Consider the following 20130-nt stretch of genomic DNA (forward strand, 5'->3'; position numbering starts at 1 on the left):
GCGGCTCACTCCGGCGGCCTGGCTCCCGACTGCTCGCTCACCATGTACGCCGCGTACCAGTCGGGCCAGTCGTCGTCCCGCTGGCCGGTGCGTTTCTCGTGCTCGCCGTGGGCGGCCGCCGCGCGCCGGAGCGCGCCCGCCAGGTCGCTCACCGAGCCGAACGACGTCAGGCCGCCCTCGACACGCCCCGGCAGCCTTGTCGTGATCTCCTGCATCAGCCAGGTGTTGCCGTCCGGGTCGCGGAACGAGGCCCGCGAGACGTAGCTGCGCCGCTCGGGATCGAGCCCGTCGACCGGGCCGTCCGGCCCGACGTGGAAGATGCCGCCCACCTCGACGCCCGCGGCGACCACCGCGTCGCGGGCCGCGGCGATGTCGGACACGACCAGGTACGCCACTGACGAGCCGGGCGCCGCCGCCGTGAGATCCGGGCCGAACTGCACCGAGCAGTCGCTGCCGTGCGGGGTGAACTGGACGATGCCCGGCGGTGTGCGGTCGAGCCGCCACCCCAGGCGTCCGTAGAACGCCTTCGCGCGGTCGACATCCGACACCGGTACGACGATCACCTCAAGCTTCGTGGCGATGCTCTCGACGCTTGCCATCACGCTCATGTCTGCCTGGGCGGTCTTCGGGCACATCGCGGCCTCCCGTGGGTCGAGCAGCGGCGTACCCGGTAGGCGGTGTCGCATGCGCACCCCACGGCGTCGGGGAATCCTCGGAGCTGGCCCTCGACGGCGGCTGCCCTGCCTATCGTTGCGTGAGGCGTGCGGTCACTCCTCGTGCATCGCGTCGAGGTGCGTGCGAAGCGCCGTCGCTATCTCGCCCGCCGCGCGGAGCTGGTCCGGCGTGAGAGCGTCGACGAAGAGGTCACGCACGGCGCGCAGGTGCGGGACGGTTGCCCGGTGGAAGGCTTCCGCGCCGCTCGGCGTGAGGCGCACCTCCGACCCGCGGGGAACGGTGGGGCACTCGCGGCGGCTGACGAGCCCACGCCGTTCCATCCGGCCCAGGTGGTGGGAGAGCCGGCTCCGCTCCCACCCGACGTGGGACGCGAGCGCGGAGGAGCGCATCTGCTGGTCCTGCGCCTCGCTCAGCGCGAGCAGTACGACGTAGTCGCCCGGTGACAGCGCGGACTCGACCTGGAGGCGTGACGTGAGCTGGGAGTTGAGCGCGGCGGTGGTCTCAACGAAATTCCGCCAGATCCGTAGTTCGTCAGTGGTCGGTAGCTGGCGCCGCCGCCGCTCGGGTGTGGCCTCCGTCATCTGCTCCTCCGGAATTGACGTGTCAATGACAAAGTTAGCACCTATTGACACGTCAACCACCGAGTCGACAACGGCTCCGGCGAAGGGAGAGTTCACAGATGTCTGACCTCGAGTTCGGGCTCGACACCTTCGGCGACGTACCGGAGGACGACTCCGGCAAGCCGCTCTCGCACGCCGCCGCCATCCGGCAGGTAGTCGACGAGGCGGTCCTTGCCGACGAGTTGGGCGTCGACGTCATCGCGCTCGGCGAGCACCACCGGCCGGAATACTCGGTGTCGACACCGGAGACCGTGCTTGCCGGCATCGCCACCCGCACCTCGCGTATCCGGCTCGCCTCCGGCGTGACGGTGCTGAGTTCGGACGACCCCGTCCGGGTGTTCCAGCGGTTCGCCACCGTCGACGCGCTGTCGAACGGCCGGGCCGAGGTCATCCTGGGCCGCGGCTCGTTCACCGAGTCCTTTCCCCTCTTCGGCTACGACCTGCGCGACTACGACACGTTGTTCGAGGAGAAGATCGAGCTGTTCGTGAAGCTCCTGGACGAGAAGCCGGTCACCTGGAGCGGCACCCTGCGTGCCTCGCTGGACAACGCCGACGTCTACCCGAAGACCGAATCGGGCCGCCTGAACACCTGGGTCGGCGTGGGCGGGTCGCCGCAGTCGGTGGTGCGTACCGCCCGCTACGGTCTGCCGCTGATGCTCGCCATCATCGGTGGCTCGCCCGAACGCTTCGCGCCCTACACCGATCTCTACCGCCGGGCGGCGGAGCAACTCGGCACTACCGCGCACCCGGTCGGGATGCACTCGCCGGGCTTCATCGCCGACACCGACGAAGAGGCCAAGGAGCTGTACTGGCCGCACTACCGCGTCATGCGCAACCGGATCGGCGCGCTGCGCGGCTGGCCGCCGATCCGCCGCGCCGAGTTCGACGCCGAGGTGGAACACGGCTCGCTCTACATCGGCTCGCCGGAGACAGTGGCGCGCCGGGTGGCCGCTGCGATCCGCAGCCTCGGCGTCGGCCGGTTCGACCTGATCTACACGGCGGGAGCGCAGCCGGTGAGCGCACGGATGCGGGCCGTCGAACTGTACGGCTCGACGGTGATCCCCATGGTCCGCGACATCCTGGCCAGCTGATCCGCCCGCTCGACGGCACAACGGAGGACGACATGCACGACAACGGCCAGACCCTCGCTGTCCTCGGCGCCGGCAAGGTGGGCACGGTGATCGCCCGGCTCGCCCTCACCGCCGGCTACCGGGTGCTCATCGCCGGCTCCGGCGACCCGGAGAAGATCGCCCTCACCGTCGAGGTGCTCACGCCCGGAGCGGTCGCCACCACAGCCGTCGACGCGGCGGCCGCTGCCGACCTGGTCGTCCTCGCCCTCCCGCTCGGCAAGTACCGCGCCCTTCCCGTCGAGGCGCTGCGCGGCAAGCTCGTTGTCGACGCCATGAACTACTGGTGGGAGGTCGACGGCATCCGCGACGACCTCACCGACCCGGGCACCTCGTCAAGCGAGACCGTCCAGGCGTTCCTGTCCGGCTCACGCGTCGTCAAGGCGTTCAACCACATGGGCTACCACGATCTGGAGGAGGGGGCGCGGCCTGCGGGAGCGGCCGACCGCAAGGCCATCGCCATCGCCGGCGACGACCCCGCCGACCGCGCCGCGGCGGCCTCCCTCGTGGACGCGCTGGGCTTCGACCCGGTCGTCGCCGGCGACCTCGCCGACGGTGTACGCCTCGAACCGGGTAGCGAGTTGTTCGGCGCCAACGTGAGCGCCGACGAGGTGCGCGCCATGCTCGACCGCTTCCCCGAGTCCGAACGGGGACGGATCATCGCGCAGGCGCGGGCGCGCTGACCGCCGCCCTCCATCGCATGATCGCTCGATCCAGGAAGTAGTGGCCTGCCCCGCGCCGGGAGGCCACTACTTCCATGTTCGAGCGCGCTCGGCCAGCGTCTGCGGCTCCGCGCGGGCGGCGTTACGACGTCCAGCCTTGTCGGTGCAGCCGTTCGATGCCGTCCAGCAGCAGGTCCAGCGCGAACTCGAACTCGAACTGGTCGTCGCAGCCCTGCCCCACGACCGACCCGTCGTCGTGCGACGCCGCCGTGGCGATCTCCGCGAGGTGTGGGAAGCGGGCCGCGACCTCCGGCGGCAGGGCTGCTGACGGGGCGGGCTCGGGGGGCGCGCCGGAGCGGCCCACACGACGGGAGTCGTCGAACAGCTCCTGACTGAAGCCCAGGATGCGGCTGCCCATCGCGTGCATGACGTGGTGGGTGAGGTCGGCGGAGAGCCCGCCGGCCCGGAACGTGCCGACCATCGAGTCGAGGTACGCGAGGACGGCCGGCGTCGCCATGTTGCGCGTGTCGATGGCGAGCGGGGCCCAGGGGTGGCGGCGCAGCGCCTGCCGCGCGGAGAGGATGCGCTGGCGGACCGCCTGCTTCCAGTCGGCGCCAACCGTCGGCGGGTCGATCTCGGCGACGACCACGTCGATCATGCCGTCGAGCAGCTCGTCCTTGTTGGCCACGTGCTTGTAGAGGGCCATCGGCACGACCTGAAGGTCCTTGGCGAGGTTGCGCATGCTCAGCGACTCGATGCCGGCCTCGTCGGCGAGCGCGACGGCGGCGCGCAGGATGCGATCCCTGCTCAGCGGCGTCCGGCGCAGCGTCTCCACAGGCTCAACCATCTCGATCCTCGTCTTCGGGCAGCGGTTGAAACCATAACCGCATTGACTGGTGTACGGCGTACACCTACAGTGATTGCCATGAGGTGTACGCCGTACACCTTCCAGGGAGGGGGAAGCATGAAGGCGATCGTCCAGGACCGGTACGGACCGCCCGAGACGCTCCGGCTCGCCGACGTCGACACACCGGTGCCCACCGCCGACGAGGTGCTCGTGCGGGTCGAGGCCGCCGCGCTCAACGCGTACGACTGGCACGCCATGCGGGGCGAACCACGGATGGCGCGGCTGGCCATGGGCCGGTCACGGCCCCGAGCACGCATCCGGGGGCGCGACTTCGCAGGCCGCGTCGAGGCGGTCGGCGCCCACGTCCGGCAGGTGAGCCCCGGCGACGCCGTCTTCGGCGACCTCGGCGACGCCAACGGCGCCTTCGCCGAGTACGTGTGCGTGCCCGCGAGCCTTGTCGCACCGATCCCGGCGAACCTCACACCGCAACAGGCCGCCGCGCTGCCGTTGGCCGGCGTCACAGCGCTCATGGGGCTGTCCGATGTGGGAAACGTCGAGCCCGGCCACCGCGTCCTCGTCAACGGGGCCTCGGGGGGCGTCGGCACCCTGGCCGTCCAACTGGCCAGGGCGCTCGGCGCGACAGTGACAGGGGTGTGCAGCACCCGCAACGTCGACCTGGTCCGCAGCCTCGGCGCCGACCACGTCGTCGACTACACCCGCGACGACTTCACCCGGGACGGTCGCCGGTACGACGTCGTGCTCGACCTGGTCGGCAACCGCTCACTCACCGCTCTGCGGCGGGCGCTGACAGCGACCGGGACGCTTGTGCTCTCCGGCGGGGGCGTGTACCGCGGCAGCAGCCTCCTCGGGCCGGTCTGGCTCCTCGCCCGTGGGCGACTGCTGACGCCGTTCGTGCGGCAGCGCATCGTCACCCTCGCCACGACGCCCAGCCGGCAGCACCTCGACACGCTCCGCGCCCACATCGAGGCCGGCAGCCTCACACCGGTCGTCGACCGGACCTATCAACTCCACGAGGTGCCCGACGCCATCCGGTACCTCGAAGGTGAACACGCCCGCGCCAAGGTGGTCATCACCGTCTGACACTCAAGTGCCGAATCTGGTGGTTACGGCGGGCGCGGCGGGCGCGGGCGCCGGCCGGTTCAGGTGGCCGGTCCGCCGGTGCTCTCGCGGCGGATCAGCCGGAACGGTGTCTGCACCGTGAGCGGACCCGTCACCGGCGTTCCCTCGATCCGGGCGACGAGGCGCCGCACCGCGAGCCGGCCGATCGCCTCCTTGTCCGGCGCGATGGTGGTGAGCGTCGGGTTGCCGAACCGCCCGTCCTCGATGTCGTCGATGCCGATCACCGCGACGTCCTCCGGCACCCGACGGCCGACCTCGGTCAGGGCGCGTAGCGCGCCGATCGCCACCAGGTCGTTGTAGCCGAACACCGCGTCAGGCGGCTCGTCGAGGGCAAGGAGGTCGTGCATGGCGCGCTTGCCCTCTGCCCTGTCGAACCCGTCGGTGCGGGCGACCAACTGCTGGTGAAACGGCAGACCGGCGGCGTCCAGTGCCTCCCGATAGCCACGGAGGCGCAACTGCGCGGACTGCCTGTCGTCGCCGGGTGGCGCTCCGAGGAACGCAATCCGGCGGCGACCGATCCCCACCAGGTGCCGGATCGCCGCGTGGCTCGCGGCCACGTTGTCGATGGCGATGTGGTCGTACGGCGTGTCGTAGACGCCCTCACCGATGAGCACCAGCGGGTTGCCGGCCCTGCGGTCGAGCACCTCGGCGCGGCCGACCCGCACCGGGCTGAGGATCAGGCCGTCGATGGTCTGCCGCCGTGAACCGTCCAGGAGCAGTTGTTCCGCATCGCGGTCCGCGGCGGTGTTCTCCATGACAAGTGTGTAGCCGTGGCCGGCCGCCTCCCGGATGGCGATCTCGGCGAGTTCGGCGAAGTAGGGGTTTGTCAGTTCCGGGATGGCCAGGGCGATCAGGCCGGTACGCCCCCGGCGCAGGTGCCGGGCACTCAGGTTGGGGCTGTAGCCGAGTTCGTCGACCGCCTGCTGCACCCGTTGCCGGGTCCGCTCCCCCACCGGCCGGTATCCGTTGACCACGTTGGAGACCGTGGCCAGCGAGACGCCGGCGCGTTCGGCGATGTCCTTGAGGCTGACGCCCATCGACTCACCCTTTCCGGATGCCGCCTGGGATGACGGTCGGCGAGGACACCTGAGTATGCATCGACGAACAAGGATTGACCGGGCCGCCGCCCTCCTCTATAACGTTATATAGATAACGACGGGTGTCAATAATGTTGCCGATGGTCGCCGCTGGAACTCCCGCCGACATCCTCCACCCCGCTCAGCGACCACCGGATGCCCACCGCCCGCGCGCTTCGGGCCCGCTGCACCGCCCGTGGCGACTCGTCCCCCGGAGACGGCATGACACGTCGAGTCCACATCCGCCCCGCCCTGCCCCTGCTCCTGCTCCTGCTCCTGCTCCTGCTCCTCACCTTGATCGCCGGCGTGCTCGCCGCGCCCACCCGACCGGCACAGGCCGCCCCGGCCAAGACGCCCCCGCTGACCACCCCGTGGACCAGTCAGGCACTGGTCGGCACACCGCTACCGGAATATCCGCGACCGCAGATGACCCGACCGGACTGGCTCAACCTCAACGGCGAGTGGCAGCTTCGGCAGTCCGCCACCGACGACGCCCCGCAGTTCGGCACCACCCTGCCCGAGCGGGTCAACGTCCCGTTCCCGGTGGAGAGCGCCCTGTCCGGGATCCAGCGGGCCGCCAACGACAACCGCAACTACCTGTTCTACAGGCGTACGGTCACCGTCCCGCCGAACTGGGCGGGACGGCGGACACTACTGCACTTCGGGGCTGTCGACTGGCAGAGCACCGTCTGGGTCAACGGCGTACGCGTCGGGGCGCACACAGGCGGCTACGACGCTTTCAGCTTCGACGTGACACCGCAGCTGCGTGCCGGCTCGAACGAGATCGTCGTCAAGGTGTGGGACCCCACCGACACCCGGCAGAACGGCAGCCTCCCGGCGATCGGCAAGCAGACCAAGACACCAAGCGGAATCTTCTACACGCCCAGCTCCGGCATCTGGCAGACGGTGTGGATGGAACCGGTGCCGGCCGCGTCGATCAGCAGCGTCGACGTCTACCCGAACCTCACGAACAACACCTTGCGCGTACGGGTGTTCACCCGAGGCGATGTCAGCGGTCACAGCGTGTTCGCCGAGGCGCTGAACGGCACCACGGTGGTCGGCTCGGCCACCGGCGGCTTCACCGAGTTCAGCGTGCCGGTGCCCAACGCGCGCCGCTGGTCTCCCGACGACCCGTTCCTCTACAACCTGCGGGTCACGCTGCGCAACGCCGGCGGCGCGACGGTCGACCGCACCATGCACTACTTCGGTATGCGCGAGATCACCACGGGCCTTGTGAACGGGGTGCTGCGCCCCAAGCTCAACGGTCAGTTCGTGTTCCAGGTCGGCACACTTGACCAGGGCTTCTGGCCGGACGGGCTGTATACCGCGCCCACCGACGCCGCGCTCGCCTTCGACCTGCAGAAGCACAAGGACCTCGGCTTCAACATGGTTCGCAAGCACATCAAGGTCGAGCCGCAGCGCTGGTTCTACCACGCAGACCGCCTCGGCCTGCTCGTCTGGCAGGACATCCCGTCGATGACCGCACAGAACGTCGACGCCACCGACGCCCAACAGGCGCAGTTCGAGACCGAGGCACGGGAGATCGTCGACGAGCACCGCAGCTCTCCGGCGGTCGTCGCCTACACCGCGTACAACGAGGGTTGGGGTGAGCGGAACCTGGCCGACACCCGCCGGGTCGGGCAGAACATCAAGAACCAGGACCCGACCCGACTCGTCAACACCCACAGCGGCTACAACTGCTGCCAGTCGCTGGGCAACCCCGGCAACGGCGACATCGACGACTGGCACGTCTACCTGGGGCCGGACTCCCCCTCGCCGTCGGGTAGCCGCATCGCCGTCCTCGGCGAGTTCGGCGGTCTGGGCCTGCACACGCCGGGCCACGAGTACAGCCCCAACGGCCAGTTCTTCGCCTACGAGTGGCAACCCACATCGGCGGCGCTCACCGACCGCTATGTGGGTCTGGTGCAGGGCACCCAGAACCTGATGATCGGCAAAGGGCTCAGCGCGACCGTCTACACCGAGATCACCGACCAGGAGGGCGAGCTGAACGGCTTCCTCACCTACGACCGGCAGGTCGTCAAGATGGATCAGGCCCGGGTCCGCGCCGCCAACACCGCCCTCATCAACGCCTCCAAGTCGATCGGCAGCTCGGCGCCCGTCGCGCTTCCTGTCGCCGCCCGACGGTCGTTGCAGGTGACCACCCCCGGCTACACCAACCGCTACCTGCGCCACCAGAACAGCCTGGCGTTCACAGAGGTCGTCGAGGCGGGCAGCTCGACGCTGCTCAAGAGCGACGCCACGTACACCATCCGGGCCGGCCTGGCCGACGCCACCTGCTACTCGTTCGAGTCGGTCAACTTCCCCGGTCAGTTCCTGCGACACCAGGAATCCCGGGTCCGCAACTCCCCGAACGACGGGAGCGTCCTGCTGCGCGAGGACGCCACCTGGTGCGCCCGGGTGGGCCTGACCGGCAGCGGTGTCTCGCTGGAGTCGTACAACTTCCGCGGCAGGTACCTGCGGCACTACAACTCGGAGGTCTGGCTCAGCAACGGCGCCGGCGGCGACGCGTACAACACGCCGACGCTGTGGGCGGCGGACAGCACCTGGAACATCGCCGCACCCTGGGCGCCCTGACCGGCGTGTCCGCCGGGGCCGACCACAGCGGCCGGCCCCGGCGGGCACCTGCGGTCCTGACCAGCGGACATGTGAGGATACGGGCCATGCGTGCCGTGATCTTCGACGAGTTCGGTGCCCGCCCCGAGGTCCGCGACGTCCCGGACCCGGTGCCGCCGCCCGGAGGCGCTGTCATCCGGGTCGAGGCGACCGGCCTGTGCCGCAGCGACTGGCACGGTTGGCAGGGACACGATCCCGACATTCGCCCGCCGCACGTGCCCGGTCACGAGTTCGCCGGTGTCGTCACGGCGGTCGGCGAGGGCGTACGCGGCTGGCGGTCCGGCGACCGGGTCACCGCGCCCTTCGTGTGCGCGTGTGGGCGGTGCCCGGCCTGCCTGGCCGGCGACCAGCAGGTCTGCGAACGGCAGACGCAGCCCGGCTTCACCCACTGGGGGTCGTTCGCCGAGTACGTGTCGGTGCACGACGCCGACGTCAACCTGATCCGGCTTCCCGACGGGCTGGACCACCCGGCCGCCGCGGCGCTCGGCTGTCGGTTCGCCACGGCGTTCCGCGCTGTGGTGCACCAGGGGCGGGTGACGGCGGGCGAGTGGGTGGCGGTGCACGGGTGCGGTGGCGTGGGGCTGTCCGCGGTGATGATCGCCGTGGCCTGCGGCGCTCAGGTGGTGGCGGTCGACGTCGCCCCGGGCGCACTCGACCTGGCCAGCCGCTTCGGTGCCACAGTGTGCCTGGACGGCAGCGCCCTCGACGGACCCTCGGCGGTGGCCGCCGCCGTACGGGACGTGACCGGCGGCGGAGCACACCTGTCCCTCGACGCCCTCGGCAGCCACGCCACGTGCACCGCGTCGGTCGAGAGCCTGCGGCGTCGGGGGCGTCACGTCCAGGTCGGGCTTCTGCCTCCCGCCCAGGGCCGCCCCACGCTGCCCATGGAACTCGTGATCGCGTACGAGTTGGAGGTGCTCGGCAGCCACGGCATGGCCGCGCACGCCTACCCGGAGCTCCTGCGGCTCGTCACTGCCGGTGTGCTGCGCCCGGCCGACCTGATCACCCGCACCATCGGCCTCGACGACGTGCCTGACGCGCTGACCACGATGGACAGGCCCACCACGGGCGGGATGTGTCTCATCCGCCCGTGGTGAGCAGCGCCCGCTGCCTAACCGTGGTCGATCGACTCGGACGGAACGGCGGGACGGCGACGTGCGGGCCGCATCAGCAGGGCGAGCACGACCAGGAGCACGATGCCGTCGACGACAAGCAGGGTGGCACCGAACGGGTCGATGCCGTGGGCGTGGCCCCCGCTGTCCGCAACGGCATCGGGGATCTCGCCGGTGTCGCGGGGTGCCGTGCCGGTGCCCACGCTGAACCGCAGCACACCGCTGTCGTCTTGCCCGTTGGTGAAGGTGATGTGGTAGGCGACGCTGTAGTCGCCGGCCAGTGTGACGCGTACCGGTTGACGTAGCCCGGTCTCCCCGGTCTTCCTGACCTGTCCGTCGTTGACGGTGCTCCCGGTGCTGTCGCGGACCGTGATGTGCGACAGCACCGGGTCGGCACTTGTCGAGAGCCGCAGTGTGACCGCGTCCGGGGTGGTCGACAGCACCGAGCCGTCGGCAGGCGTCACCGCCTGCACGCGGGCCGGTTCGGCGTCCGCCTGGCGGAGGGAGAACCAGACGACGGCGGCGATTCCCACGGAGGCCAGGGCTGTGGCGACCGCCAGGGTACGGCGCGCGGCGGACAAGGCGGCCCGCTCAGCCGAGGGACGACGCGAGCGTCAGCCGGCGCTGGCCCTTGGGTACGCAGGTGCACTGCATCTGCCGCAACTCTCGATCGTTGGGCCGCAGGTGCAGGTACATGGCGACGAGCATCGGGATGAAGACGATCGAGTTGTAGAACAGGTGCAGCTCGACCCGGGGCACGACGAGCTGGACCAGGCTGCTCGGGCCGGTCGCGCCGGGCAGCACGAAGCCCATCTGGACCTGCAACAGCAGCAGCAGGTGCTCGATGTGATGCCAGAACTGGATCGCCAGTGCGACGGTCCACCAGGTCTTCGCCCGGCCCACGAACCCGGGGCGCAGGAGGAACAAGCCGATCAGCATGACGATCGCGTAGCCGTAGTGCAGCCACTCGGAGCTGACCAGCCACGGGAACGGCATGCCCAGGACGCCGCGCGCCTGCGGACGGGCCCATCCGAGCGCCCAGATCTGGTACGCCTGCACCAGATGCTCGGCCCAGTGCGCGAGCACGACGGCCATGTACAACCAGAGGACCGTGCGATGGTGCGCTGTGTTGATCGCACCGATCAGCCCGGGACGTGCGGTGCTTTCCTTGGCCACGCTCATGTGCACTCCATCTAGGTGGCTGGATATCTCAAGGGGCACATTAGACAGTGGCGGACCGTGATTGTTCTTCGTGATTGCGCACTTACCGCGACCGGGGCGTCACATCCCGCCCGCGTGTGCTGACAGCCCGCTGTGGTGACGTCACAGAGAGCACGATGAAAGAAACCCCTACGACTGCCGGATGGGAGCATTGTCGCGCGGCGGTCACGCCGCCCCGCCCGGGTGGTCGGGTCTGTCGCGACGGCGGAAAGGGCATGACGACCATGGCGCACATCGATCTCGGCCTCGACGAGAAGCAGTTTCCCGGCATCACCGGCCCGATGATGTATCGGCCGGAGACGGCGAAGCCGCTCAACGAGCTTGCCGAGGTGCTGCTGCGCGCTCCGCACTCGCTCCCCGCTGGCGAGCGGGAGCTGATCGCCGCGTACGTCTCCGGGCGCAACGAGTGCACGTTCTGCTGCTCGTCACACTCGGCGTTCGCCGCGGCGCAGCTCGACGAGGGCATGAACCTCGTCGATCAGGTACGCGCCGACATCGACACCGCCCCGATCTCGGCGAAACTGCGGGCACTGCTGCGCATCGCCGGCGCGGTTCAGATCAGCGGCCGTAACGTCACCTCTGAGCTGGTCGCCGACGCCCGCGCCGAGGGCGCCACCGACCTGGAGATCCACGACACTGTGCTGATCGCGGCGGCGTTCTGCATGTTCAACCGCTATGTCGACGGGCTCGGCACCTTCGCACCCATCGGCCAGGATGCCTACGCCGAGACCACCCGCCGGATCATCGAGGTCGGCTACGGATCGGCGCTTCCGGTGCCGCCGCCGGCCACCTCGGTCAGCTGAGCGCCGGTCCCGAGGCCGGGCGCGCGGGTCAGGACGCGCTGGCGGACCGTTCGGTGGGGCCACCCGAGGCGATGTCGGGCGTGGGGCGGCGGGTCAGCACCTGAGGGCCGGTGGTCGTGATGGCCACCGTGTGCTCCGAGTGGGCGGTACGGGAGCCGTCGGCGGAGCGGATCGTCCAGCCGTCCTCATCAAATTTGATCTTATCGGTGGAACGGCAGAACCAGGGCTCGATGGCGATGGTGAGGCCGGGGGCGAGCTTCAGGCCACGGCGGGCGCGGCCGTCGTTGGACACGTGCGGAGCCTCGTGCATGGTCCGGCCGATGCCGTGGCCGCCGAACTCGGCGTTGACGCCGTAGCCGTAGGAGCGGGCGACTTCGCCGATCGCGGCGGAGATGTCGCCGAGTCGACCGCCGGGCTGAGCGGCGGCGATGCCGGCCTCCAGCGCGACCTCGGTGGCCTCGATCAGCTTCTCGTCGGCCGGGTCGGGGGTGCCCACGATTACCGACAGCGCGGAGTCGGCGACCCAGCCGTCGATGCCGACCGCCATGTCGATGCTGAGCAGGTCGCCGTCGCGAAGGACGTAGTCGTGCGGCAGTCCGTGCAGCACCGCGTCGTTCACCGACAGGCACAAGACGTTGCGGAACGGGCCGCGACCGAAGGAGGGCGCGTAGTCCCAGTAGCAGGATTCGGCGCCGCGCTCGGCGATCCGGCGGCGGGCGTGGTGTTCGAGGTCCATCAGGTTGACGCCGACGGCGGCGACACCACTCAGCTCGGCGAGCAGCTCGCCGACGAACTGGCCGGCTACCGCCATCTGGCGGATTTCCTCGGCGGACTTGAGCTCGATCACGCCATATCTCCCTCTCCCGGTTGCGGTATTTTTATACCACGCCGGACGGCCTGCTCCCCCGAGGGCTATCCTTCTGGCATGGTTCGCCAACCCCTCACCGCCGAGCAGATCGCAGCGGGCCAGCGCCTCGGAGCTGCCCTCCGCGCCGCGCGTGGCAGCCGCAGTCTCGTCGAGGTGGCCCTGGCAGCCGGCATCTCCCCCGAAACCCTGCGCAAGATCGAGGCGGGCCGGCTTCCCGCACCGGCGTTCGGCACCGTCGTGTGCCTCAGCCGGGCCCTCGACGTCCCGCTCGCCGACCTGGCCGACACCTGGCTTGCCGACATGCCCGTCGGTCGGTCGCCCTGGATGCCGACCGCCGAGGTGCTCCACTAGGAGCCTGTAGACGTCGGGCCGGTCTCCTATAGTCGGCCAGTGAACCTGGAACGGGTCCGGCAGGCGTACGCGTCCGTCGCCGAGGCGTACATCGGGCTGTTCGGCACACGCGAGCAGGTCCATCCCGACGACCTCGCCTTCATCGGGCGGCATCTGGGCGGCCACCCCGGCCCGGTGCTCGACCTGGGCTGCGGTCCTGGCCACCTCACCGACCATCTCCGCTCGCTGGGCGTCGACGCGACGGGTGTCGACCTGGTCGGAGAGTTCGTCGCCCACGCGCGGGCCACCCATCCGGACGGTCGTTACCACGTGGGGTCGCTGCACCACCTCGACGCTGCCGACGGCAGCCTGGCCGGCATCCTGGCCTGGTACTCGTTGATCCACCTGCCGCCGCAGGATCTCGACGGCGTGCTCGTCGAGTTCCGGCGAGCGATCTCACCGTCCGGAATGCTTGTGCTCGGCCTCTTCGACGGCGGCGTCGAGGAGGTCGCCGCCTTCGACCACAAGGTCGTCACGGCGTACCGCTGGCCTTTCGACGAGGTCTCCGCGCGACTGGCGCGAGCCGGCTTCACGGAGGTCGAGCGTCTGCGGCGGCCCGGCGACGACCGCCACCGGCCGCACGGTGCCATCGCGGCCGTCGCCGCCTGACGAGGCAAGCCGGCAATACATAGACAGTTTTCGTTACAATGGGGTTAACAACTGCCCACAGCTCCCGTCGGATCGCCGCGGAAACCCCAGCCGGATGGTGGACGCCGCCCACATCCACCCGGCCCGCGCCCGCGCCGACCGCCCTGGTCGGGGCGTGATCGCACGATCGCCGCCGCCTGCGGAGGGAGCACATCCCTGGAGGAGTTCCATGAGAAGAAGATCGAAGATCGGCGCGGGGCTGGCGGCACTCATCGTCCCGGTCGCCTCGATGTTCATGGCGTTCGGCGCGACACCTGCCAATGCCGCCGTCGGTGGTTCCGGGCCCTACCCCGCTGACTACGAGACGTCGACCACCCTTGCCAACCACACCATCTTCCGCCCGCAGACACTCCCGTCCGAACGCCTCCCCATCTTCGTGTGGGGCAACGGCGGTTGCTCAGCCAACGGCCTCTCCCAGGGCAACTTCCTCCGGGAGATCGCCTCCCACGGCTTCCTCGCCATCGCCAACGGCGCTCCGAACGGATCCGGCTCGACCAACTCCCAGATGCTCACCCAGTCCATCGACTGGGCCGTCGCGGAGAACTCCCGGCAGGGCAGCAAGTACTTCAACAGGTTGGACACGTCCAAGGTCGCCGTCGCCGGCTTCTCCTGCGGAGGTCTGGAGGCGTACGCCGTCTCAGGCGATCCCCGGGTCACCACGACGGGCATCTTCAGCAGCGGCCTGTTGAACGACGCCGACGACTACCAACTCCGGAGGCTGACCAAGCCGATCGCCTACTTCGTCGGCGGCCCCAGCGACATCGCCTACCCCAACGCCATTGACGACTGGGGCAAGCTCCCGGCCGGGTTGCCCGCCTTCATGGGCAACCTGAACGTCGGGCACGGCGGCACCTACGACCAGACCAACGGCGGCGAGTTCGGCCGCGTGGCGGTGCTCTACCTCAAGTGGCGCCTCAAGGGCGACACCACCGCCGGCAGCAACTTCGTCGGTGCCAACTGCGGACTGTGCCGCACCCAGTGGACCGTCCAGCAGAAGAACCTGACGCTCGGCGACAACCCGCCGCCCACCACGCCGCCACCGACCACACCCCCGCCCACCACACCGCCGCCGAGCACGCCGCCGCCCAGCGACCCCCCGACCACGCCACCTCCGACCGGCGGCCCCGCCTGCACCGCTGTCTACGCCGTCGCGGACCAGTGGAACGGCGGATTCGTCGCCAACGTCACCGTCACCGCCGGAAGCGCCGCGCTCAGCGGTTGGCGCGTCACCCTCAACCTGCCGAGCGGAGCGTCGGTGAGCTCGCTGTGGAACGGCGTCGCCAGCGGAACCAGCGGCACCGTCACCGTCACGAACCAGAGCTACAACGGGCGACTGGCCGCCGGCCAGACTGCCACCTTCGGGTTCCAGGGCACCGGGAACGGTAGCGGCGCAACCGCCACCTGCACCGGAAGCTGAATCCACCGCTGCGTGAGCCCCTCGGCGGGCCGGTGCCCGATCACCGGCCCGCCGAGGGTGTTTCGCCGCCGGGCCGCACGCCCAGCGGGTCCACGGGCTGGCTCAGTGCGAGTGCCGGGGCACGGCGCTGCCACTGCCACCGACGAGGAAGTCCAGGTCAGCTCCCCTGTCGGCCTGCAGGACGTGCTCGCTGTAGAGCCGCGTCCAGCCCCGGTCGGCCGTCAGCGGCGGTGGCTGCCAGGCGGCCCGGCGTCGGGCGAGTTCCGCGTCGTCGACAAGCAGATCCAGACGCCGCGTGGAGGCGTCGACGTGGACCAGGTCCCCGGTACGCACCAGCGCGAGCGGGCCGCCCACCGACGCCTCCGGGGCCACGTGCAGGATGCAGGTGCCGTACCCGGTGCCGCTCATACGGGCATCGGAGATCCGCACCATGTCCGTGATGCCGTCGGCGAGCAGTCGCCGTGGCATCGGCACGTTCCCCACCTCCGGAAAGCCGGGATAGCCGCGTGGGCCGGCGTTACGGACCACGATCACGGTGTCCGGCGTGACATCGAGGTCCAGATCGTCGGCGGCGACTACGTACTCCTCGATCCGGTCGAAGACGAGCGCCGGCCCGGTGTGCGTGAGCAGGTGGGCGGAGGCGGCGGAGACCTTCAGCACCGCCCCGGACGGCGCGAGCGATCCGCGCAGCACCACGGTGCCCGAGCCTGCGGGCTGGAAGGGCTCCGCGAGGGTGCCGATGACGTTCCGGTTCCAGCATCGGGCGTCGCCGATGTTGTCGGCCACGCTCCGTCCGCTGACGGTGACGTGGTCGAGATGCAGCAGCGGGGCGATCTCCGCCATCACCGCCGGCACGCCGCCGGCATAGGCGAAATCCTCCATGAGGTACGTCCCGGACGGCATGAGGTTGACGATCATGGGCACGTCGGCGGTGAGTGTGTCGAAGTCCTCCAGTGACAGGGCAACGCCGAGACGTCCGGCGATCGCGAGCAGGTGCACGACGGCGTTCGTGGAACCGCCGATCGCGGCGTTGACCCGGATGGCGTTCTCGAACGCCTGCCGAGTGAGCACACTGGACAGCCGCTGGTCCTCCGAGACCATGGCGACGATCCGGCGGCCGGCGGCGTGCGCGAGGGCGTACCTGCGGGAATCGACAGCCGGCACGGCGGCTGCCCCCGGCATCTGCACGCCCAGCGCCTCGGTCACACAGGCCATCGTGGAAGCCGTACCCATCGTCATGCAGTGACCCCGGCTGCGGGACATGCCGACCTCGGCCTCCGCGCAGTCGGCAACTGTCATCCGGCCGGCCCGCACCTCCTCGGTGAACTGCCAGACGACGGTGCCCGAGCCGATGTCCTGGCCGCGGAACTTGCCGTTGAGCATCGGGCCGCCGGTCAGCATGAGGGTCGGCAGGTCGACGCTCGCCGCACCCATCAGCAGGCCGGGGGTGGTCTTGTCGCAGCCGGAAAGCAGGACCACCCCGTCGAGCGGGTTGGCGCGGACCAGTTCCTCCAACTCCATTGCCAGCAGATTGCGGTAGAGCATCGTCGTGGGTCGCATGAGGGGCTCGCCCAGGCTCATCGCGGGAAACTCCAGCGGAAGGCCGCCGCTCTCCCAGATGCCCCGCTTCACCGATTCGGCAAGGTCGCGCAGGTGGGCGTTGCACGGTGTCAGCTCCGACCAGGTGGTGGCGATGCCGATCACCGGGCGACCGTCGAAGACGTCGTCGGCGAACCCCTGATTACGCATCCACGATCGGTGGACGAACCCGTTGCGGCCTTCGGCGCCGAACCACTGCGCGCTGCGCAGCGGCCGATCTGTGGTCGACATCGGTGCACCCCTCCGGGTTGAGAGAAACAGAAGCGGGCTCAGGCCCAGACCTGTGGGAGCCGTACGGCGGCTACGTCACCGCTGGCTCCAACCTCCCGTCGACGCGCCGCGCGATCGCGGCGTACTCGTCCCGCAACTCCTCGGGGAGGATCCAAACCGGGGCGTTCTGCCAGGCGAGCGGACGTAGGAACCGCCGGATCGACGTGGCGCCCACCGAGGTGTGCACGGAATTCGTCGACGGCCAGAGCCCACCGTGGTGCTGGGCCCACGACACCCGGACACCTGTGGGATAGCCGTCGAAGACGATGCGGCCCGAGCGGGCCGCGAGCACGTCGACCAGCCGGCGTACGACGGTGGTGTCGTCGCCCGGACCGTGATGGATGGAGCCGGTCAACGACGGGGCGACTGTCGCCAGCACGGCGTCGAGGTCGGCGACGTCGTCATACCGGACCACGACAAGGAGCGGACCGAAACACTCGTCGGCGATCTCGGCGGTCAGGCCGGGCAGGTCGACCTCCAGGAGCGTCGGCGCGACAGTGAAGCCCGCACCGGGATCGACAGTCGGCCGCGCCGAAACGTGCGCGCCGGCCCGCTCGAACGCCCGTGCTCCGTTCTCGTACGCGTCCCGGATGCGCTCGTTGAGCAGTACCGTACCGCCGGAGGCCGCGACCCTGTCCCGCAGCGCCTCGACAAGCTTCGCGCCGCCCGGGTCCGACGGAACGAACGCCAGACCGGGCTTCGTGCACAGCTGACCGCCCGAGCCGGTGAACGAGGCGTACAGGCCCTCGGCGATCTGGTCCCCCCGGTCGGCGGACGCGCCGGGCAGGACGACGATCGGGTTCACGCTGCTCAGCTCGGCGTACAGGGGAATGGGATCGGGGCGTTCGTCGATGGCCGCCTGGATGGCGCGGGCGGCACCGACAGAGCCGGTCAGGGCCACCGCGCGCATCGCGGGATGGCGCACCAGGCGGCGGCCGGCCTGCTCCCCGTAGACGGTGGAGATCACCCCGTCGGGGCCGCCCAACTCGCGGATCGCCGACCCGATCGCCTCGGCGGAGGCGTGCGATGTCAGCGGGTGCGACGGGTGGGCCTTCAGGACTGTGGGACACCCCGCGGCGAGCGCGGCGGCGGTGTCACCCCCGGCGACCGAGAACGCGAACGGGAAGTTGCTCGCCCCGAAGACGGCGACCGGCCCCAGCGGTACGAGCATCCGCCGCAGGTCCGGGCCGGGCCCGAGTGGCGTCTCGGCAGCGTGGTCGATTGCCGCCTCGACGTACGCTCCGTCGCGCAGCACGTCGCCGAACAGCCGGAACTGGAGCGCCGCCCTGGTGAGTTCCTGGTCGAGTCGGGCGTGGCTCAGCCCGGTCTCCGCCTCGGCGGCGGCGACCAGTGCCGCCCGGTGGGACTCCAGGGAGGCTGCGATGGCGTCAAGCATCCCCGCTCGGCCGAGCCGTCCCAGGTCGGACAGCCACTGCGTCGCCCGGGACGCCTGCTCGGCGATCGCCTCCAGCCGGAGATCGTCGGTCTCGGTGAGATCCGTGTCGCGCTGTCGGCCGTCGCGCGGATCGACCGTGCTGACCACGTTCACAGCAGTCCTCTCTTTCCCAGGTTGGCCATGAGATCCCGGACGCCGAACTCCCAGGGCTCGCATTCCTCCGCGTGCCGCACGCGATTGACGAGGGTGCCGAGGGACGGGCAGCTGATCCGTACGATGTCGTCGACCTTGTGGGTGAAGCCCTCGCCGGGGCGGTCCCGGTCCTGGATGGGCGCGAACATGGTGCCGAGCATCAGGGCGGCGCCGTCGGGATAGCTGTGGTGCGGGCCGATCAACTGACGCACCAACGCCTCCGGGTCGCGCGACATCCGTGTCATCTCCGAGACGGCCTCCAGTCGGAAGCCGTCGACCCCGCAGACCTCAAGGCCCACCTCGAGTTCGCGTACCTGGTCCATGCCGAACCGCTCGTCGAAGAGGCGGATCAGGGGGCCGAGGGCGCAGGAGGCGTTGTTGTCCTTCGCCAGGGGCAGCAGGAGCGCCGAGCGGCCCTCGACGTCGCGCAGGTTCACGTCGTTGCCGAGGGTGGCGCCGACGACCCGGCCGCTGGACTGGACGATCAGCGTGACCTCGGGCTCCGGGTTGTTCCAGGTCGACGCGGCGAGCACACCGACAGCGACGGCGGTGCCGACGGCGGAGAGGATCTGCCCCTTGGTGAAGATCTCGGCGTCGGGCCCGATACCCACCTCCAGGTACTGGCTCCAGATGCCCTCGCCGACAAGCAGGGTCTTGAGCCGGTCCGCCTCGGGCGAGCCCGGTGCCAGGCTGGTCAGGTCGGTGCCGATGTCGGCGGACATGCGGTGCCGGATGTCCGCCGCCACCGCCACGTCTCCCCGTGCCCGCTCCTCGATGACGCGTTCGATGAGCGAGACCGGGAAGGTCACACCCGCGGCCTTGAGCGCCTGGAGGTCGACAGGGGCCAGCAACCAGGGCCGGGTACGGTCCGGCGACGCGGCACCGGTGTTGGCGAGGATCTCCCCGAAGTAGCCCACCCGTGGCCCGTCGAGCCCGGCCACCGTGGCGGCAGGGTCCGGCAGCTCACAGACGTCCCGGACGGTCGGGAACAGATGGCTGATGTCGATGACCTCGCCGCCGCGCACTGTCACCGTCGAGGGTCCGTCGACGGACGGGTCCCAGATCCGTCCGACGAGGACACTGTGGTCGACGTCGTCCGGCAGCGCCTCGGTGGAGGAACCGAACCAGTTCGCCTCAGCGGGCAGCTCTCGGGGCTTCGGGACCGTCATGAGCCGGTCTCCAGGTAGCAGGTGGGCCGCTCGTCCCGAGGGCAGACGAGCACGTCGCCGTAACCGGTCAGGACCAGCCGTTCATTGGTGATCTCGGGTCGCCAGGGCACATCCGTCGCCATGATCTCCAGGTATCGGAAGGTGGACGGTGTCGCGCCGAGCGGCAGTGTCGCCGTTTCTCCACTGTCACGCGTCGGAGTCACCGGGATCAATCTGCAACGATCGTAGCGCTATGTGCAACGGTGTCAAGCCATGATTGCGCGG

Annotated in this window: 20 protein-coding genes; 9 read left to right on the forward strand and 11 right to left on the reverse strand. The window is 70.2% G+C overall.

From position 1 onward, the window contains the following. Positions 1–5: 5 nt before the first annotated feature. Positions 6–686 carry a VOC family protein gene (locus ACPXB1_RS03660; RefSeq protein ID WP_425734810.1) on the reverse strand — a complete coding sequence of 227 codons (681 nt, stop codon included), beginning with the start codon at positions 684–686 and terminating at the stop codon, positions 6–8. Positions 687–767: 81 nt separating this feature from the next. After that, positions 768–1256: a MarR family winged helix-turn-helix transcriptional regulator gene (locus ACPXB1_RS03665; protein WP_355588589.1), complete on the reverse strand. Its 489-nt coding sequence runs from the start codon at positions 1254–1256 to the stop codon at positions 768–770. A gap of 98 nt (positions 1257–1354) precedes the next feature. Between ACPXB1_RS03665 and ACPXB1_RS03670 the strand changes: the two genes are divergently transcribed. Beyond that, positions 1355–2386 (forward strand): LLM class flavin-dependent oxidoreductase, encoded by a 1032-nt coding sequence (locus tag ACPXB1_RS03670; RefSeq protein WP_425734811.1) that lies wholly within the window; start codon positions 1355–1357, stop codon positions 2384–2386. A 32-nt stretch (positions 2387–2418) separates the two neighbouring features. After that, entirely contained in the window at positions 2419–3105 is a 687-nt protein-coding gene (locus ACPXB1_RS03675; protein ID WP_355631424.1) for an NADPH-dependent F420 reductase, read from the forward strand. Positions 3106–3226: 121 nt separating this feature from the next. Here ACPXB1_RS03675 and ACPXB1_RS03680 read toward each other — a convergent pair whose 3' ends face one another. Further along, positions 3227–3931: a TetR/AcrR family transcriptional regulator gene (locus ACPXB1_RS03680; RefSeq protein ID WP_425734812.1), complete on the reverse strand. Its 705-nt coding sequence runs from the start codon at positions 3929–3931 to the stop codon at positions 3227–3229. A gap of 117 nt (positions 3932–4048) precedes the next feature. On the opposite strand from ACPXB1_RS03680, the gene ACPXB1_RS03685 reads away from it, so the two are divergent. Next, entirely contained in the window at positions 4049–5032 is a 984-nt protein-coding gene (locus ACPXB1_RS03685; protein ID WP_425734813.1) for an NAD(P)-dependent alcohol dehydrogenase, read from the forward strand. 59 nt (positions 5033–5091) lie between these two features. Here ACPXB1_RS03685 and ACPXB1_RS03690 read toward each other — a convergent pair whose 3' ends face one another. Next, entirely contained in the window at positions 5092–6108 is a 1017-nt protein-coding gene (locus ACPXB1_RS03690) for a LacI family DNA-binding transcriptional regulator (protein WP_355588579.1), read from the reverse strand. Between the two features lie 261 nt (positions 6109–6369). On the opposite strand from ACPXB1_RS03690, the gene ACPXB1_RS03695 reads away from it, so the two are divergent. Next, complete coding sequence (locus ACPXB1_RS03695; RefSeq protein WP_425734814.1) at positions 6370–8742, forward strand: AbfB domain-containing protein; 2373 nt, start codon at positions 6370–6372, stop codon at positions 8740–8742. A gap of 86 nt (positions 8743–8828) precedes the next feature. Continuing rightward, positions 8829–9878, forward strand: coding sequence for a zinc-dependent alcohol dehydrogenase family protein (locus tag ACPXB1_RS03700; protein WP_425734815.1), 1050 nt, complete (start codon positions 8829–8831; stop codon positions 9876–9878). 14 nt (positions 9879–9892) lie between these two features. Here ACPXB1_RS03700 and ACPXB1_RS03705 read toward each other — a convergent pair whose 3' ends face one another. Continuing rightward, complete coding sequence (locus ACPXB1_RS03705; protein ID WP_425734816.1) at positions 9893–10474, reverse strand: copper resistance CopC family protein; 582 nt, start codon at positions 10472–10474, stop codon at positions 9893–9895. A gap of 10 nt (positions 10475–10484) precedes the next feature. Continuing rightward, positions 10485–11075 (reverse strand): hypothetical protein, encoded by a 591-nt coding sequence (locus ACPXB1_RS03710; protein ID WP_355588571.1) that lies wholly within the window; start codon positions 11073–11075, stop codon positions 10485–10487. Between the two features lie 263 nt (positions 11076–11338). On the opposite strand from ACPXB1_RS03710, the gene ACPXB1_RS03715 reads away from it, so the two are divergent. Continuing rightward, entirely contained in the window at positions 11339–11917 is a 579-nt protein-coding gene (locus ACPXB1_RS03715) for a carboxymuconolactone decarboxylase family protein (RefSeq protein ID WP_425734892.1), read from the forward strand. Between the two features lie 28 nt (positions 11918–11945). On the opposite strand, the gene map is transcribed toward ACPXB1_RS03715, so the two are convergent. Beyond that, complete coding sequence (map, locus tag ACPXB1_RS03720; RefSeq protein WP_355588569.1) at positions 11946–12764, reverse strand: type I methionyl aminopeptidase; 819 nt, start codon at positions 12762–12764, stop codon at positions 11946–11948. Between the two features lie 78 nt (positions 12765–12842). Between map and ACPXB1_RS03725 the strand changes: the two genes are divergently transcribed. From ACPXB1_RS03725 to ACPXB1_RS03735, 3 genes are all read left to right on the forward strand, one after another. Continuing rightward, positions 12843–13136, forward strand: a complete 294-nt coding sequence (locus ACPXB1_RS03725; RefSeq protein ID WP_355588566.1) for a helix-turn-helix domain-containing protein — start codon at positions 12843–12845, stop codon at positions 13134–13136. A 39-nt stretch (positions 13137–13175) separates the two neighbouring features. Next, entirely contained in the window at positions 13176–13784 is a 609-nt protein-coding gene (locus tag ACPXB1_RS03730; protein ID WP_355588564.1) for a class I SAM-dependent DNA methyltransferase, read from the forward strand. Positions 13785–13992: 208 nt separating this feature from the next. Next, a complete protein-coding gene (locus tag ACPXB1_RS03735) occupies positions 13993–15240 on the forward strand; it encodes a cellulose binding domain-containing protein (protein ID WP_425734817.1) in 1248 nt (415 codons plus the stop codon). Between the two features lie 102 nt (positions 15241–15342). Here the strand turns inward: ACPXB1_RS03735 and ACPXB1_RS03740 are convergent, their stop codons facing one another. From ACPXB1_RS03740 to ACPXB1_RS03755, 4 genes are all read right to left on the reverse strand, one after another. After that, positions 15343–17070: an IlvD/Edd family dehydratase gene (locus tag ACPXB1_RS03740; RefSeq protein WP_425734818.1), complete on the reverse strand. Its 1728-nt coding sequence runs from the start codon at positions 17068–17070 to the stop codon at positions 15343–15345. Between the two features lie 70 nt (positions 17071–17140). Beyond that, positions 17141–18658 carry an aldehyde dehydrogenase family protein gene (locus ACPXB1_RS03745; RefSeq protein ID WP_425734819.1) on the reverse strand — a complete coding sequence of 506 codons (1518 nt, stop codon included), beginning with the start codon at positions 18656–18658 and terminating at the stop codon, positions 17141–17143. After that, positions 18655–19866, reverse strand: a complete 1212-nt coding sequence (locus tag ACPXB1_RS03750; protein WP_053652945.1) for a fumarylacetoacetate hydrolase family protein — start codon at positions 19864–19866, stop codon at positions 18655–18657. Before ACPXB1_RS03750 ends, ACPXB1_RS03745 begins: the two co-directional genes overlap by 4 nt. Further along, positions 19863–20069, reverse strand: a complete 207-nt coding sequence (locus ACPXB1_RS03755; RefSeq protein ID WP_053652946.1) for a hypothetical protein — start codon at positions 20067–20069, stop codon at positions 19863–19865. Before ACPXB1_RS03755 ends, ACPXB1_RS03750 begins: the two co-directional genes overlap by 4 nt. Positions 20070–20130: the final 61 nt, after the last annotated feature.

This window comes from Micromonospora sp. DT68, assembly GCF_049847245.1.
GTDB classification, from domain to species: domain Bacteria; phylum Actinomycetota; class Actinomycetes; order Mycobacteriales; family Micromonosporaceae; genus Micromonospora; species Micromonospora profundi.

What these genes read in the sequence shown, in the direction of transcription:
- ACPXB1_RS03665 (WP_355588589.1), bottom strand. Translation starts at nt 1,256, where the DNA reads ATGACGGAGGCCACACCCGAGCGGCGGCGGCGCCAGCTACCGACCACT.
- ACPXB1_RS03695 (WP_425734814.1), top strand. Translation starts at nt 6,370, where the DNA reads ATGACACGTCGAGTCCACATCCGCCCCGCCCTGCCCCTGCTCCTGCTC.
- ACPXB1_RS03680 (WP_425734812.1), bottom strand. Translation starts at nt 3,931, where the DNA reads ATGGTTGAGCCTGTGGAGACGCTGCGCCGGACGCCGCTGAGCAGGGAT.
- ACPXB1_RS03670 (WP_425734811.1), top strand. Translation starts at nt 1,355, where the DNA reads ATGTCTGACCTCGAGTTCGGGCTCGACACCTTCGGCGACGTACCGGAG.
- ACPXB1_RS03685 (WP_425734813.1), top strand. Translation starts at nt 4,049, where the DNA reads ATGAAGGCGATCGTCCAGGACCGGTACGGACCGCCCGAGACGCTCCGG.
- ACPXB1_RS03690 (WP_355588579.1), bottom strand. Translation starts at nt 6,108, where the DNA reads ATGGGCGTCAGCCTCAAGGACATCGCCGAACGCGCCGGCGTCTCGCTG.
- ACPXB1_RS03750 (WP_053652945.1), bottom strand. Translation starts at nt 19,866, where the DNA reads ATGACGGTCCCGAAGCCCCGAGAGCTGCCCGCTGAGGCGAACTGGTTC.
- ACPXB1_RS03700 (WP_425734815.1), top strand. Translation starts at nt 8,829, where the DNA reads ATGCGTGCCGTGATCTTCGACGAGTTCGGTGCCCGCCCCGAGGTCCGC.
- ACPXB1_RS03735 (WP_425734817.1), top strand. Translation starts at nt 13,993, where the DNA reads ATGAGAAGAAGATCGAAGATCGGCGCGGGGCTGGCGGCACTCATCGTC.
- ACPXB1_RS03740 (WP_425734818.1), bottom strand. Translation starts at nt 17,070, where the DNA reads ATGTCGACCACAGATCGGCCGCTGCGCAGCGCGCAGTGGTTCGGCGCC.
- ACPXB1_RS03710 (WP_355588571.1), bottom strand. Translation starts at nt 11,075, where the DNA reads ATGAGCGTGGCCAAGGAAAGCACCGCACGTCCCGGGCTGATCGGTGCG.
- ACPXB1_RS03715 (WP_425734892.1), top strand. Translation starts at nt 11,339, where the DNA reads ATGGCGCACATCGATCTCGGCCTCGACGAGAAGCAGTTTCCCGGCATC.
- ACPXB1_RS03675 (WP_355631424.1), top strand. Translation starts at nt 2,419, where the DNA reads ATGCACGACAACGGCCAGACCCTCGCTGTCCTCGGCGCCGGCAAGGTG.
- ACPXB1_RS03660 (WP_425734810.1), bottom strand. Translation starts at nt 686, where the DNA reads ATGCGACACCGCCTACCGGGTACGCCGCTGCTCGACCCACGGGAGGCC.
- ACPXB1_RS03725 (WP_355588566.1), top strand. Translation starts at nt 12,843, where the DNA reads ATGGTTCGCCAACCCCTCACCGCCGAGCAGATCGCAGCGGGCCAGCGC.